Origin of the sequence: Streptomyces sp. ICC4 (assembly GCF_003287915.1) — a bacterium.
GTDB classification, from domain to species: domain Bacteria; phylum Actinomycetota; class Actinomycetes; order Streptomycetales; family Streptomycetaceae; genus Streptomyces; species Streptomyces tritrimontium.
Genome location: NZ_CP030286.1, coordinates 3,499,981 through 3,513,531, shown reverse-complemented (window position 1 = coordinate 3,513,531; position 13,551 = coordinate 3,499,981). Strand labels below are relative to the sequence as shown.

The 13,551-nt window shown below is 67.7% G+C and carries 14 protein-coding genes, 2 tRNA genes and 1 pseudogene; 7 read left to right on the top strand and 10 right to left on the bottom strand.

Going from position 1 to position 13,551, the window contains the following annotated elements:
- The first annotated feature begins 86 nt into the window (after positions 1 to 86).
- The 3 genes from DRB89_RS16340 (at position 87) to DRB89_RS16325 (ending at position 1,808) form a co-directional block, all read left to right on the top strand.
- On the top strand, positions 87 to 719 hold the full coding sequence (locus DRB89_RS16340) for a hypothetical protein (protein WP_204358017.1): 633 nt from the start codon (positions 87 to 89) through the stop codon (positions 717 to 719).
- A 76-nt stretch (positions 720 to 795) separates the two neighbouring features.
- A complete protein-coding gene (locus DRB89_RS16335) occupies positions 796 to 1,176 on the top strand; it encodes a hypothetical protein (protein WP_112448490.1) in 381 nt (126 codons plus the stop codon).
- A gap of 353 nt (positions 1,177 to 1,529) precedes the next feature.
- The gene (locus tag DRB89_RS16325; RefSeq protein WP_112448488.1) at positions 1,530 to 1,808 is read left to right on the top strand and encodes a hypothetical protein; all 279 of its coding nucleotides are present in this window, start codon (positions 1,530 to 1,532) and stop codon (positions 1,806 to 1,808) included.
- Between the two features lie 179 nt (positions 1,809 to 1,987).
- On the opposite strand, the gene DRB89_RS42975 is transcribed toward DRB89_RS16325, so the two are convergent.
- The 6 genes from DRB89_RS42975 to DRB89_RS16290 all read right to left on the bottom strand — a co-directional run bounded on the left by DRB89_RS42975 (position 1,988) and on the right by DRB89_RS16290 (position 6,497).
- Positions 1,988 to 2,686 carry a hypothetical protein gene (locus DRB89_RS42975; protein ID WP_162688404.1) on the bottom strand — a complete coding sequence of 233 codons (699 nt, stop codon included), beginning with the start codon at positions 2,684 to 2,686 and terminating at the stop codon, positions 1,988 to 1,990.
- A 245-nt stretch (positions 2,687 to 2,931) separates the two neighbouring features.
- A tRNA-Met gene (locus DRB89_RS16315) sits at positions 2,932 to 3,005 on the bottom strand.
- Positions 3,006 to 3,185: 180 nt separating this feature from the next.
- Complete coding sequence (locus tag DRB89_RS16310) at positions 3,186 to 3,707, bottom strand: hypothetical protein (protein WP_112448486.1); 522 nt, start codon at positions 3,705 to 3,707, stop codon at positions 3,186 to 3,188.
- A 707-nt stretch (positions 3,708 to 4,414) separates the two neighbouring features.
- A complete protein-coding gene (locus DRB89_RS16300; RefSeq protein ID WP_239516178.1) occupies positions 4,415 to 4,969 on the bottom strand; it encodes a hypothetical protein in 555 nt (184 codons plus the stop codon).
- Between the two features lie 250 nt (positions 4,970 to 5,219).
- On the bottom strand, positions 5,220 to 5,630 hold the full coding sequence (locus DRB89_RS16295; RefSeq protein ID WP_239516803.1) for a transposase family protein: 411 nt from the start codon (positions 5,628 to 5,630) through the stop codon (positions 5,220 to 5,222).
- 501 nt (positions 5,631 to 6,131) lie between these two features.
- Positions 6,132 to 6,497, bottom strand: coding sequence for a hypothetical protein (locus DRB89_RS16290; RefSeq protein WP_112463316.1), 366 nt, complete (start codon positions 6,495 to 6,497; stop codon positions 6,132 to 6,134).
- 455 nt (positions 6,498 to 6,952) lie between these two features.
- Here DRB89_RS16290 and DRB89_RS16285 point away from each other — a divergent pair.
- Positions 6,953 to 7,029, top strand: a tRNA-Met gene (locus tag DRB89_RS16285).
- A gap of 66 nt (positions 7,030 to 7,095) precedes the next feature.
- Here the strand turns inward: DRB89_RS16285 and DRB89_RS42970 are convergent.
- Positions 7,096 to 7,260, bottom strand: a complete 165-nt coding sequence (locus tag DRB89_RS42970) for a hypothetical protein (protein WP_162688403.1) — start codon at positions 7,258 to 7,260, stop codon at positions 7,096 to 7,098.
- Positions 7,261 to 7,842: 582 nt separating this feature from the next.
- Here DRB89_RS42970 and DRB89_RS16275 point away from each other — a divergent pair.
- The 3 genes and pseudogenes from DRB89_RS16275 to DRB89_RS16265 all read left to right on the top strand — a co-directional run bounded on the left by DRB89_RS16275 (position 7,843) and on the right by DRB89_RS16265 (position 10,477).
- Complete coding sequence (locus DRB89_RS16275; protein ID WP_239516177.1) at positions 7,843 to 9,180, top strand: IS21 family transposase; 1,338 nt, start codon at positions 7,843 to 7,845, stop codon at positions 9,178 to 9,180.
- A 17-nt stretch (positions 9,181 to 9,197) separates the two neighbouring features.
- Positions 9,198 to 9,662 (top strand): annotated as a pseudogene (locus DRB89_RS16270) (ATP-binding protein); the annotation flags it as partial.
- Between the two features lie 236 nt (positions 9,663 to 9,898).
- Entirely contained in the window at positions 9,899 to 10,477 is a 579-nt protein-coding gene (locus DRB89_RS16265; RefSeq protein WP_112448481.1) for an SMI1/KNR4 family protein, read from the top strand.
- Between the two features lie 48 nt (positions 10,478 to 10,525).
- Here the strand turns inward: DRB89_RS16265 and DRB89_RS16260 are convergent, their stop codons facing one another.
- Genes DRB89_RS16260 through DRB89_RS16250 form a run of 3 tightly spaced genes read right to left on the bottom strand, consistent with a single transcriptional unit; the run spans position 10,526 to position 13,541 of the window.
- Positions 10,526 to 11,515, bottom strand: coding sequence for a tyrosine-type recombinase/integrase (locus DRB89_RS16260; protein WP_112448480.1), 990 nt, complete (start codon positions 11,513 to 11,515; stop codon positions 10,526 to 10,528).
- Positions 11,512 to 12,444: a tyrosine-type recombinase/integrase gene (locus DRB89_RS16255; protein ID WP_204357701.1), complete on the bottom strand. Its 933-nt coding sequence runs from the start codon at positions 12,442 to 12,444 to the stop codon at positions 11,512 to 11,514. The genes DRB89_RS16260 and DRB89_RS16255 overlap by 4 nt, the downstream gene beginning before the upstream one ends.
- Positions 12,441 to 13,541 carry a tyrosine-type recombinase/integrase gene (locus DRB89_RS16250; protein WP_204357700.1) on the bottom strand — a complete coding sequence of 367 codons (1,101 nt, stop codon included), beginning with the start codon at positions 13,539 to 13,541 and terminating at the stop codon, positions 12,441 to 12,443. The genes DRB89_RS16255 and DRB89_RS16250 overlap by 4 nt, the downstream gene beginning before the upstream one ends.
- Positions 13,542 to 13,551: the final 10 nt, after the last annotated feature.

The window sequence follows — 13,551 nt, the reverse complement described above, 5'->3', positions numbered from 1 at the left end:
CAGCTCGTTGGCTGAGGCCGGAGTGCCCGACGTAATGGGGAGGCGGTGTGTGGGCGGGATGCGGAACACTTCGTCGGGTGATCGTGATGCGGCCCGTCCTGGAGATGTGCACCCCTGACCCCTTCGACCTCTGGCCTGTAGCCGATGTCGAGCGGTTCGGCTTCTTGCCCCTCGCCGGGGAGCTCTCACCCGCCGAGGTCGGGGCAGCGATCGCGAGCATCGCCAGCTTCAATGACAGCGACCCCGACGAGGACGGGCCGCCCCGGCCGGCCGACCCGCTCGCCTCGTTCCTTCACGGACTGCTGACCTTCGAGAACGTCTTCGCTGCTGGCGGTCTGCAGGTCACGGACACGTCCACGGGCGTCACCTTCCAGCCCGGCTGCTGCGACGGGCTGGAGGACTGGCGCGACTGGCACCAATTCGCTGACGGTGGCAGCCTGCTCGGATTCGGCCACGACCCGGTGTCGCCCATGGCCGAGCGCTTCGGCGACACCGTCCGGCTCACAGTCAACGGCGAGCAGAGCGACAGCCCAGTGATCGAACTGTCCGTCACCGAGCTCCGCACCCTCCTCGAGGCTGTCGAACGCGACCTGACCGACTTCTTTACGCTGGCCACCGACTGGATCCTGCAACACCTGCCCGGCCACGGGGCTACCGTCACCGCCGCCCTCGCCCGCGCGCTCGACCTTGAGGCACCGGCCGTAACGCCACAGCCTTAAGCCACCGAACCTCGGTTCGCCAGCCAAGCGGCGGGGGGCGACCGGTCAGACCGCCCTTCGGCAATCAGGAGCCTGCATGTCGATCGCGCTCGACTTCCCGGAATTTCCCTTTGAGGAGCCCCCCGGCTCGATCAACTGCCTGCAGAAGCCCTGGAATGGCGTCCTCGTCAAGGTGGACCAAATACCCTTCACAGCCGGCGACAAGGTCACCTTCGAGGTCACGGTCTACAGCGACACCACCACCGGGCAGACCTTGGCCGCGAAGACCCAGGGCATCGTGAGCGTCACCGCTGACACCACCTCCGTCAGCTACACCATCCCCTGGGACGGCGTCCTGGACGCCGCCACCGAGGGCTCCATCACGGTCTTCTACACCCTCACCCCCGCCGACGGCAGCACGCCATCGACCGGATCCGGGTTGCTCCTTGCGAGGGGCGGCGTTGTCAGTAGCATCTGAGAACGTCGCTCGAGTGCATCGGCGTGCCGGCGCCCTGGCCGACGGATCAGCCGGGAGGTTGCGCTGCCCGGCCGCGGCCATTGCCGTCTCGTCCAGCACGATGCGCATCGCTTCGCTCACGGTCGCTGCACCTGCGCCAGGCGCCGGGCGAGTTCGTGCTGCTCGCTGGCGGTCGGCGCGTACCTGTTCCAGGCCGGCAACGCAGCCCACGCCTTCTCCGCCCGCTCAGCGCGTTCGGTCGGTGTCAGCGACGTCTCGGCCAGCCGGGCCTGAGTCGGCGGCCTCGGATGTGCAGGTTGGCGCCTTGGCATGCCTTGTCCGCCCACAGTTCCGCAGCGGCGAGCGTAGCGACTGTGCTCCTCTGGGCGGATAACCTCAAGGTGTTCAGGACGGTGCTCTGCCTGGCGTTGGACCGCGCGAACACCGAGGTGGATCCGGACGGCAACCCCAAGGACGATCCTGTGTTGATCGAGCACTTCGTCTTCCTGCTCGACGAGGTACGAGCGGAGGAGTTCGCGGCGGGGATCGATCATCCCGACCTGGTGGTCCGCGCGGAGGGCGAGTGCCTCACGACGACTCTGGACCTCGACGTCTGGCGGCCCAAGGCGGTCGGACGGCCGAAGATCTCCTGACTTCGGGCCGTACATCCGGTTTGACTCCACGCACCGGCCCAGCACCTGGGCCGCCGGCATGTCTGCGTGCACGCCGCCCACCGACCCAGCCGGTCGGAAAAGGCTCACTGATGCTGCTGGCGCACCGGAGCTTGGCTCGCTGGGGGAGAAGGGGGTAGATGCGCGGGTGGCGCATTGTTCTATGAGACCGCGTTCGCCGACTCGGTGTCAGGTCCTGTTGCGGGAGTGCTGACCAGGTTATAGTAGACGGAACGTCCCTGCTTGGAGCGCTCGAGGAGCCCCCGGGCGACGCCCTGTTCGAGGGTATTGCGGATGACGGCTGCCTGCACCTTGCGCTCAGGATGGGCCGCGCTCATCATGTCTGCGACTTCGGCCGCGGACTTCGGTCCTGTCTGACCGGTGACGACAGCGGTGACAAGCTCAAGCCAGGACGGACCCTCGGTCTTCTTCCGAGTCCGGGCCTTCTCGGTAGCCCCCCGCGTGGGGGAGGTCTTAGCGGCTTCCGGCTTGAGTACTGTGGCCTTCTTCTCCAGGGCGCCACTGCGCGCGGCAGGCACCGATGTACGCCGAGTACTGCGCTTCGCGACCTGAGGAGTCACAGGTTCTGCTTCGATACCCAAAGCTTCCTGCATCTTCAGCAGAACCTTCTCGTTGTCCTCCAGCTGACTCAATTCCACCTGCAGTCGTTGCAGTTCCGCGCGCGTCTGCTCCTGTGCAGTCTGGTTCGCTGCGAGATCGCCAGCGATTTGCTGCGCGTAATCGGTTTTGATCTGAGCAGGGTTGGTTGCTGTAGTCATGGGGTGCCCGCCATCTGCCGTGTTGAACAGTGTGAATGCGATGGTACGCAGTGCGGGTGTCGGCAGCACCGAATCTGTCACCCAGCACATCTGGTCATGCGGCACATGCCGGGAGGCCCACCGTGAACAACGCCGTTGGTCTGTGGGTAGCCGACGGGCGGCACAGGCGGGATCAAGTTACTCGAGCGCGGCAACAGCGACAGGTGCCTGGGCTGAGCAGTGCCACCCGAGACGAGGGCTTCGCGGCATAGTGCCGCGAAGCCCGCCGCGTTGCCGGGTATGGCAGAAGGGCCCGGATCCTTGTGGATCCGGGCCCTTCTGCTCAGTAGCGGGGACAGGATTTGAACCTGCGACCTCTGGATTATGAGCCCAGCGAGCTACCGAACTGCTCCACCCCGCGTCGGTGAAACCCACCCTACGGCACTGCGGGGCCGTCCTTCACCGTCTTTGCCCTGCTCAGCGGTCTGGCGGTGTGCCTCTTGGGACAACTACCTGCCCGGCTACCTGGTGACTGCCCGAGCGTGCGCACTGTGGGGGGCTTCCGTTCCGTGCCCGCTGTGCATGCGATCGCTGGCAGGTCCTAGCCGGCCGGCTGCAAGGCCCAGTGGTGCGGCTCGATGGGGGTCGGCCTCACCACGAGCCGGGCGGTCACGCCGGGGTCGTCGACGAGCTTTCCCCACGAGGTGGACCGGTCGCCGGGGGTGTGCTCGATGTCGGCCCACACCGGGCTGTCTGGCCCGGCAGAACCATAGAAGACGGTCCACTCGGCGTACTTGTCGCACTGGTCGCTGATCCCCACCTTGTGGTCGTCCGTCAACCTCATGCAGCCGCGCGGGAACGAGTTCGGCACGGAGACGTCCATCGTTCCGTTGGGCCGTTGCTGTACGTGCCAGTTCGCCGAGGTGTACGTGGCGTCCGCGCATTCGCCCAGTGACACTGTGCCGACAGGTGCGTGCATCTTGGGCCAGACCAGGCACTTGCCGTCCGCAAGGGACGCGAACCGGTAGACCCCGTCCATGAGCGGGGCGGCGTGGGCGGGCTGCGTGAGCGCCGCAGTGGCCGCGACGGCGGCGGCCATGAGGGCGATGACTCGTGAACGCATGGGACGGGACTCCTCGAACAGCCGTGGTCGAACCGATCGCACGGCACTGACTCGGTCGGCACACAATCCGCCGGAGACTGCGGCGGCACCGATCCTGGAACACCGGCCCGCCAGGTGGCATCCGGTGGTCGCCGCTGTCACTCGCCTGGCTGAGTCGCGTCACCCGACGGTGTGGCGGCTCGGGCTGCGGGCCTGCACGGTGCCGACGCAGTGTCGGGGGGTGGCCAGCCCGGTCCGGCGCGCGAACCCGGGCCAGCGTGGACCGTCGGCCTTCCCGCAGCCACGGGTAGCCCGTGGCCTGGGGCCCAGCGCCGGTTCCCATCCAGGATCAGGGCCAGGTGCCGGGGTACACGGGGCAGGCCTGCCGCCTGCGGCAGGGAGCACGCTGCGCTGGTCATGGCGCTGTTCTACACGATCGTCCACGCTTCTACGGGGCACCGATACTCGCGTCGATCAGGACCGCAGGCCCTCGCTGGCTACCTGAACTCGGCGGGTTCACTACCCCCGGGTATCGGTCGCGTTGTGTCACTGCGAACTGATCGTCGGCCGGAAACTGCAAGAAGCCGAGGGCTGGCCGGCGGACGGGTATAGGCAGGGCCAGAGGTCAAAGCCACCAGAGTTGTACATCTCCAGGACAGGCGGCGTCACGATCACCTGGAGCGAAGTGAGCCCATCCCCAGCCGCTATCGCTGGCGATTGCGCGGCGGTCACTTCCTCCCGGGGTTCCACTTGATGCCGAGCCGGTACGCCCGTGAGATGACGTCCTGGACGCCCGGGCCGTCCTGCGGCGTGAACCACCTGACCTCACGCCCCACGACGAGCTCCCGTCCTTGACGCTTGACCAGGGCGATCGCGCACGCGTGCGCCTGCGGCGGGCACTCGTCCAGGCGCACCTCGAAGGAATCGCCGCGGTCGGACGTGAGCGTTACGACGGCGTCGAGGCCGGCGAAGTCCCCGGCGCCGTCGTAGATGTAGACGAAGAGCAGCAGTTTGGAGAACACGTCCTGGTGGTCCAGATTGATCACCAGGTTCTCGCCCGCTGTACTCGTGCCGGTCCGGTCGTCCGAGTCCAGAGCGACGTAGGGGAAGCTATCCACCGCGCCGAACGCGTTGCCGAGCGCCTGGACCACGGTCTTACTGCCGTCGCGGCATTTGATCATGCAGCCGAGATCGAGGTCCACGTCCTTGGCCGCGCTCGTGCGCAGGGAGGACCGGATCCTCCGGAAAAGCCCGCGTGCCTCGCGGGCGTCCCTCTCTGCCACTGCCCGCCGTGAGGTCCATTGCAGGTTGACCCTAATCAGCCCCGAGGTCACGCCGTGCTTGCCGAGGGAGACCGTCGGGGATGCCTTGGTCAGGACTACTTTCCTGGGCGATGTCATCGTCGGCGCCTTTCTGCCGGGACGGTCGTGGACGGGGGACGTCCGCACATCCAACCCTTGGCCCCGGACGGAGGAGCCCGGGTTTGCCGATCCGTGATCGCAGACCGGAGCGGGGGAACCCGGGGGGCCGCCCTCAGTGGGTGGGGGCGGCCGCCCGGCGGATGGGGGCGCCGGTGGGATGAATCAAGCCTGAACCAGCGACGGAGGCTGAGCACCTTGGGCTGTACCTCGCTGAGCACATGGCGTACGCCGACACACTGCCGGCCAAGGCGACCGCGACGGCCTCAACCACAAGCTGCAGAGCAGGGGTCCGCCGCTGGTAGCGCACGGTCAACCCGCAGACCTGCTCGACGAACGTCACCTTGGAGCATGCAGTGTTCTCGCAGTACAGACGGCGCACCGATAAGTCGATCCGCACCGCCCGGCCACCAATGGCCTCGTCTCCGAGGCGGCGTACGTAGCGGCTGTGCTCCCAGGACGACTGCTGCCCGCACCCTGGACATCGCACTGGCCCCGCACGAGTACGTGCGGTCACCACCACCATGTCCCTCTCGACCTCCACGGACTCGACCACGACCACGTTGAGCTGCGGCAAGAGCGTCGTCAACATCTCGTCACACAGTCGCAGCATCCCGCCGCAGGGAACGGATGTCACGACCCGTCAGCAATCCCGATCAAGACCTACGAAAATCTTGTAAGAGCCCAGTTTTCCCGCGATGAGCAGCGCCAGGAAAAGGACCATGACCGGACACCTCCCGGGAAGAAGACACAGCGGCAAGGGGAAGATGCGGGGCCCAGATGCGACAGGAGGAGGCAGGCCCCGGCTAGTACCAACGCGAAGCGCCGGCCGAAGGCCTCATCACGTTCCGACAAGTCCTCACCCAGATGCTCGACTACGGACGTGCGGACGCCGTACCCACGCGTGTAGGCATCTGATCGGCCTCTCCTTGAGGCTCGGAAGCGCCCTGCCCAACGAGCCAGAGATGATGCAGTTGACACCCCAGCATCTCGCGGCTGGCCGGCCGCGCAGCCACACACTTGACCTTCACCACCCGCCTGCGCTTTCTATCTGTATCGCAAGCCACACGAGCGGTGCCGCTGCCAGAACGATCAGCACCAGACAGCACGGTACCTGGGACGGCCCCTTGAGTGGCTCGGCTGCTACCTGCGCGGCCACTCGGCGCACGTCGTCGGCGTGATACCACATCTTGCCGGCATAGCCCGTAGTGGTCATCCAGCTCTCCGTACGGGTCCGCACCCCATGGGCCAGCGCATTCACATACACCGAGCCAGTACCGACGCCCGGCCACAAGCTGCTCACCTGGCGCTCCGTCAGCCAGCCGTCCCCCTCGTCCGCCATATTCCGCCCTTCCCCCAGCAGCCGGTGACACAACATCATGAACTGTCCCATAGCCAGGCGCAGTTCGCCCCCCCCGCGTTCCCCGGGGTTCCGACGCGCGATATCCACCTCCCGGGCCCCGAACGCCTGGCGCGAGCGGGTTGGCCCTCGTCGTCGAGAACGGGCGGTCAGGGTCCGACCGCCCGCCCTGCCCCGAATCACGGCGCCGGGGCGCGAGCACCGTCAGTACAGTCAACAGGCCACCTCGCACACGGGCCGATCTGGGCGGGTGCGCAGGTCGGTACGGGCTGTCTCACGGGCGGCCCTCCGCCCCTTCAGCTTGGTCCGCTGGAGGGGCGGTCGTGGAAGTCCGAGACACTCCCCGGTCCGTTCCCGAGGAGTACGGGCTGACCACTGTCAGGGACAGTGCGGCGGACCCGGGACGCTGCGGGTTGAACGGGAGCGCCTCACCGTCCGGATACTCGGTCGGAAGCGTGGGGCCAGTGCCGTAGGGTGGTGTTCACCGACGCGGGGTGGAGCAGCTCGGTAGCTCGCTGGGCTCATAACCCAGAGGTCGCAGGTTCAAATCCTGTCCCCGCTACCAACGCAACAGCCTCCTCGACCACCAGGTCGAGGAGGCTGTTCGCATTCAACGCCCGCGTGGGCGGTTCTACTCGCCGGGCCGCACCTTCACGATCTTGATGTCCGTGGCGCTCTCCGCCTCGAGATCTGCCTTGCGGTGTTCGGCGCTGGGCTGGTCGTAGCTCACCGTGGACACCATGGCCTTGCCGTCGCTCGCGCGTACCCACTTCACCCGGTAGTTGACCATCGCCATGCTCCCTCGTCCGCTCCGCACTCGTCGGCCCAGGGCAGCCGGCCGTAGCTTCGCATCCGGCACGGACATCCGCCCGCCCCAGATCGACCGGATCTCATCCAACAACTCGGGGTAGTGCTCTCCGTACGTGTTCAGCGCATCCCACACCGCATCAAGAGCTCCTTTGAGCGGGTCGGGTTCGGCAGCAGCGAGTACGGCGGGGAGAGCGTAATGCGGCTGTGAGATGGGCCCACGGACCTGCGGTGTGATGGCAGGGAACACGAGCTCGGTGGACACCCACGGTGCCTGGCTGCCCGGTACCCGGCCAAGCTCGTAGCTCGTCTCCCCGTCGCTCGCTTCTGCGGTCTTGACCCACATAAACCCTGCCGGCGCCGGGGGGAAGTACCGCCCCCGCTGGGTGATGGGGATATTTGGATTTCCTCACTTGTCGCTCTGGGGTGGGGCAAACCTGCTCTCTTGATCTCCCCATCGATTGTGTGATCCTCCCGGCGTGTCGAACTGGTGTCGGCGTGTCGTGGAGAGCCTGCGTGAGCTAGGAGTTCGGCCTGTTCGGGGGCCTGAATGCTCACTCGGGAGGAAGACGTGGACGCTCATGCTCTGCGTCGTCAGGGATGGACGATCTCTGCGATCGCACGGCATCTGGGCCGTGATCGCAAGACGATCCGTGCCTATCTGAACGGCGAGCGGACCCCCGGCGAGCGACGCGAGGGCCCGGACGCGTTCGTGCCGTTCCTGTCCTACTGCCGCCAACGCCTCGCCGACGATCCGCATCTGTGGGCCTCGACCCTGTTCGACGAGGTGACCGAACTCGGCTATGAGGGCGCGTACTCGACCTTCACCCGGGCACTGCGCCGCTACCAGGTTCGCCCGCATTGCGAGCCCTGCCACGCCTCCACCGGCAGGAACGTCGCGGTGATCGCGCATCCGCCCGGCGAGGAGATCCAGTTCGACTGGCTGGAGCTGCCGAGCCCGCCAGAGGGGTGGGGAGTGGGTGAGCACGCCCATCTGCTGGTCGGGGCGCTCGCGCATTCGGGCCGGTGGCGGGCGGTCCTCTCGGAGTCCGAGGACTTCCCTCACCTGGTCCAGGCCCTCGACGAGGTCATGCGCAAACTCGGTGGAACGGCCCGCCGGTGGCGCTTTGACCGGATGGCGACGGTCTGTTACCCCTCCAGCGGGCAGGTGACCTCCTCCTTCGCCGCCGTCGCCAAGTACTACGGAGCCGGCGTGGATATCTGTCCGCCCCGTCGCGGCAACCGCAAGGGAGTGGTGGAGAAGGCCAACGACTCGGCCGCTCAACGATGGTGGCGCACGGTCCCGGACGGGCTGACCGTCGTCCAGGCCCAGTCCGGCGTCGACAAGCTGGCCGTCCGGATGGACGAGCGGCGGCGGCGCATCGACGGAGTGGCCACCACGGTCGGTGAGCTCGCCGCGGCCGAGCCGATGCTCGACATCCCGGTGAGGCCGTTCCCGGCCGAGCTGGAAGTCGAGCGGACGGTCAGCCCGCAGAGCCTGGTCCACTTCGACGGGAACTTCTACTCCGTCCCTCCCGGCCTGCCCGGAGTCCAGGTCAGGGTCCTCATTCGCCTGGGCGACGACGTCCTGCGGATCGCCACCGCGGGCCGGGCGGTCATCGCCCAGCACCGCCGGGCCCCTCGGGGATCAGGGCAGACCGTCCGGGACAACGGCCACGTCATCGCACTGGAGCGAGCCGTGCTCGCGTCGTTTTCCGACCGGGCTCCATGCAAGACCAAGGTCCGAAGGCCGCCCTCGGCGGCCGCTCTCGCGGAGGCCGAGCGTCTGCGCGGGCTTCCGGCGGCCGGGGATCCGGCCGAACGGGTCGTGATCGACCTGTCTCACTATGCCGCCGTGGCCGACCGGCTGCGGACAGCTCCCTCACCGAAGGAGGAGAACGAGGAGTGAGTACACCATCGTCGCCGATGCAGATGAGCGAAGCACGCCGCTTCCAGCAGCTGCGAGGCCATCTGTCCTACCTCAAGTTGAACGATGCCGCCGAGGCCCTGAACCGGGTCCTGGACCAGGCCCGGAGTGAGCGGATGTCGCTGACCGCGGCCCTGGAGCGGCTGCTGGAGATCGAGGTCGAGGCCACCGAGGCCCGCCGGCTGGCGGCCCGGCTCCGGTTCGCCTGCCTGCCCGAACCCTGGACCCTCAACGACTTCGACTTCGCCGCCCAGCCCGGCGTCGACGAGAAGCTCATCCGGGACCTGGCCACCCTCCGCTTCCTCGACGACGCCTCCAACGTCCTGTTCGTGGGGCCGCCCGGAGTCGGCAAAACCATGTTGTCCGTCGCGCTCGGCCGGGCCGCGGTCGAAGCGGGGCACCGTGTCTACTTCACCACCGCCGCCGAGCTCTCGGCCCGCTGCCACAAGGCCGCTCTCGAAGGCCGGTGGAAGTCCTGCATGAACTTCTTCGCCGGCCCGAAGCTGCTGGTCATCGACCTATGCCGACACCGCGACTATGCCGAGCGGGACAGTAGTGGAACGGTTGTAGGCGGTCGAAAGCGCATCCCGGTTCGGCATAGTCGGCACCATGGATACGCCCAGTTTGACGGAAGCTGCAGTTGGGTTGAGGCGGTGCCGAGTGCTGCTTGGGTCTGGGAGCGGGGCGATATCGTGGGGGCATGTGGGATATCGACGCGCTGCGTGAGCGACTTCGGACGCGGGCGGAGGCAGACCCCGAATGCCGGGACTTCGGTGCGCGGAGGCACCGCTGGATGCTCGGGCCGCCTGTGGCCGAGGATGTCGTGGCCAAGTTCGAGCAGCGGCACGGGTTCGAGTTCCCGGGCGCCTACCGCTCTTTCATCACCACGGTGGGCAGCGGGGGCGCTGGACCGGCATACGGACTGTACGAGTTCGGCAGCAAGCCGTGGGTCGACTCACAGGGCGACCTGGGCGCCAACTGGGCCGATCTGCTGTCTGTTCCTTTCCCTCACACGGGTCCCTTTTTGCCCTCGGACGAGCGGTCCGTCTGCGCTGAGCACTCCCCCGGCGAGGAGGACTTCTCGCCGTGCTGGTTCACCGGATCACTGATCATTGCCGAGATCGGCTGCGGCTCCTTCTATCGCCTGGTGGTCACCGGCCCGGGGCGTGGACAGGTCTGGACGGACGACATCGGCTGCGGACACCCCCTTAGCCCAGGGCCGGACTTCCACGATTGGTATATGCAATGGCTGGCAGGGAGTCAGCTGACCACGCCCTGAGACGGGCGAGAACACTTCGAGCGACTCGATTCGCGTCGATCAAGGCAGTCACAGACGGTCGAGAAATGCGAGGATCTTGTCGGTGGGTTGGTAGCGGCCCGGGCGGGCGGTGACCGGTGCGGTGAGGGCGAGGGCCTTTTCCTTGATGGTCATGTCGGCGTGGACGTAAGCGTCGGTGGAGCGGACGCCGGCGTGGCCGAGCCACAGCGCGATGACCGTGGTGTCGACACCGGCCTGCAGCAGCGACATCGCGCAGCTATGCCGTAGGACGTGCGGGTGGATGCTCTTGTCGATCAGGGACGGGCAAGCTTGTGCGGCAGTGCGTACGTGGGTGCTCAGGCGCTGGGCGACGGCGTCGCGGCTGAGCCGACGCCCGGTGCGGGTGCAGAACAAGGGGTCGCCGCCGTGGCCGGCGCGTTCGTTCACCCAGGAGCTCAGCAGGCTCTGGATAGGGCGGTCGAGTGGGACGGTGCGCTGTTTGCGCCCCTTGCCCTCGCAGCGGACGGCGGCGCCGTCGCCGAGGGTGATGTCGTCGCGGTTCAGGCTGGTGAGTTCAGAGACGCGTAGGCCGGTCTGGACGGCCAGGGCCAGCATGGCCTTGTCCCGTCGTCCTTCCCAGCGTTTCGGATCCGGCGCGGCCAGCAGCGCATCGACTTCCGGACCGGTCAGGAAGGTGACAGTCCGCTTATCGAACCTCTTGGGTGGGATGTCCAGGACCCGCTGGATGAGCAGGGCGTGTTCGGGGTGCTGGAGGGCGGCGTAAGAGAACAGGGAGCGGATCGCGGTCAGGCGGACGTTGCGGGTTCGGGTGCTGTTGCCGCGCTCGTCCTCCAGGTGGTTCAGGAATGCCGAGATCACGTCCGCGCTCAGGTCGTTCCAGTCCAGTTTCGCCGGAGCGGTGCCGGTCCGTTGTCGGACGAAGCCGAGCAGGAGGCGGAGCGCGTCGCGGTAGGCGGCGATGGTGCGGGGGCTGGCCTGGCGCTGGCGGGCGAGCCGGTCGGTGAAGAACGCCTGCAGGGTGGGTGCGATCAGGGTCATGGGCGGGCCGCCTTCCGGACGCCGTCGCGGCGGACGGCGGCTAGGGCGAGCAGTTCCGGGGCCGCTGACAGGTACCAGTAGGTGCAGGCCGGTTCGCGGTGTCCCATGTAGGTCGACAGTGACGGGATCCTGGCCTGGATGTTGTCCTCGGTGCGATACCAGTGCAGCAGGGTTCGAACGGCGAAGGTGTGTCGCAGTTCGTGCAGTCGAGGTCTGTGCGGGGCGTCGAGGCCGACGCCGGCGGTGTCGACCAAGGCCCGGAAGACCGGGTGCACGCAGGCGTAGATCAGCCGCTTGCCGGTGCGGGAGATGAAGAACGCGGGGTCCTGGGGCCTGGGCATCAGGTCTTCGCGCACCTTGTCGTACTTGCGCAACGCGTTCGTGGTGCTGCCCTGCAGCGGGACCAATCGGGACTTGCCGAACTTGGACTCGCGGATGTGCAGCACACCCTGGTTCCAGTCGATGTCGTCGCGGTCCAGCTTGATGGCCTCGCCGATGCGCAGGCCCGATGCGGCCAGCAGCCCGATCAGCGTGTGATAGGTCGCCGCCCGCAGCGGCTGCGGGATCGTCTCCTTGGCCGTGGCCATGATTGCTGCGATGTCGGCGTCGGAGTAGAGGAAGACCCGGCCCCGGCGCCGGTTGTAAGGCACCAGTCCCAGCGGCGGCACCTCGGTTGCCGGGTCGATCCCGCTCAGGTAGCGGGCGAACCCACGAACAGCGGTGATCCGACGAGGGCTGACCGTCGTGATCACCTCGAGCTCGCGGCTGTTCATCCACTCCAGTGCGGCGGCGATAGTCACGGTCTGTTCGCCGCGGAGGTCCATGAAGGTCACGAAGTCCGGCAGCAGGTGAGCGGCTTCGGCCATCTGGTGCCCCAGTGAACGGCGGAGCCGCAGGTAGTCGTCGAGGGCTTGGTGAAGATCGGTCACGCCGCCTCCATCCCGGGCCACGGCTGGGCGACTGCGCGCAATGCGACGAAGTCGACCTTCGCGTAGAGCGCGGTCGTTGCCAGGTCCTGATGCCGAAGCACCTGCCCGATGGCGGTGAGCCCCGCGCCGTGACGCAGCATGTCGGCGGCTAGTGCATGACGCAGCCGGTGCGGCCCAACCTTGGAAGCGCCGGCCCGCAGACACGCCCTCTCCACCACGTCGCCGACCAGGTCCGCCCGGATCGGCCCGCGCGGAGCCCTGCAGGTCAAGAACACATGGCGGTCCTTCAGATGCGGTCTGGGACCGTCCAAGTAGGCGACCAGGGCCTCGCCGACGTCGGCGGGCAGCGGGAGCCGGTCCTCGCGGCGTCCCTTGCCCCGGACCACGATCTCGCCGCAGCGCCAGTCCACATCGTCCAGCAGCAGCCGGGCCACCTCGATCGAGCGCAGGCCGAGCCTGGCCACCAGCATCAGGATCGCGTAGTCGCGGACGCCCACCATCCCCTCGCGCGGAGTGTGGTCCAGCAGCCGCTGAACGTCGCCGACCGCCATCGTCGGCGGCACGGAAGCGAAGCGCCAACCGCCCACCGGAGGCACCGCGCCGCCAAGCTTCATCGGGATGATGCCGTGCAGGTGCAGGAACCGCATCAGCGACCGCAGCTCGGCAACCCGCCCCTTCGCCGAGCCCGCCGAGACCCTGGTGCACTCCCGCAGCAGGAACGCGCTCAGATCCGCCCCCGTCAGCCCCTCCGGCGCGAACTCCCCATCGTCTGTCGCCTGTTCGGCCAGGAAGCGTCGGGCAGTGTTCCCGTAGCGCAGCATCGTCGACGCCGACAGGCCACGCTCGGACTCCATCCAGCACCGGTACCGCTCCAGCAGAGCCTCCGCCGGCGAGGACGTCACCTGCGGCACAGGTACCACCCCGGCCTCACGCAGGAACATCAGCAGCGGGACCATGCCGCGCGGCCCAGCCACCCGACGACGACCCGCCCTCTGTAGATCGGAAAGGTGCTGGTCCACCCGCTTCGCGTCCAGATCGGCGGCATCAAGGCCCTGCCCGGAAAGCCACAGGCCGACCTGCCCCAGATCCTTGAGCATGTTCCTGACA

Excerpts from the sequence above, each read along its gene's own strand:
- DRB89_RS16250 (WP_204357700.1), bottom strand. The coding sequence starts at position 13,541 with ATGCTCAAGGATCTGGGGCAGGTCGGCCTGTGGCTTTCCGGGCAGGGC.
- DRB89_RS16260 (WP_112448480.1), bottom strand. The coding sequence starts at position 11,515 with ATGACCCTGATCGCACCCACCCTGCAGGCGTTCTTCACCGACCGGCTC.
- DRB89_RS16335 (WP_112448490.1), top strand. The coding sequence starts at position 796 with ATGTCGATCGCGCTCGACTTCCCGGAATTTCCCTTTGAGGAGCCCCCC.
- DRB89_RS16290 (WP_112463316.1), bottom strand. The coding sequence starts at position 6,497 with ATGGGACAGTTCATGATGTTGTGTCACCGGCTGCTGGGGGAAGGGCGG.
- DRB89_RS16310 (WP_112448486.1), bottom strand. The coding sequence starts at position 3,707 with ATGCGTTCACGAGTCATCGCCCTCATGGCCGCCGCCGTCGCGGCCACT.
- DRB89_RS16265 (WP_112448481.1), top strand. The coding sequence starts at position 9,899 with ATGTGGGATATCGACGCGCTGCGTGAGCGACTTCGGACGCGGGCGGAG.
- DRB89_RS42970 (WP_162688403.1), bottom strand. The coding sequence starts at position 7,260 with ATGGCGATGGTCAACTACCGGGTGAAGTGGGTACGCGCGAGCGACGGC.
- DRB89_RS16295 (WP_239516803.1), bottom strand. The coding sequence starts at position 5,630 with ATGGTGGTGGTGACCGCACGTACTCGTGCGGGGCCAGTGCGATGTCCA.
- DRB89_RS16340 (WP_204358017.1), top strand. The coding sequence starts at position 87 with ATGCGGCCCGTCCTGGAGATGTGCACCCCTGACCCCTTCGACCTCTGG.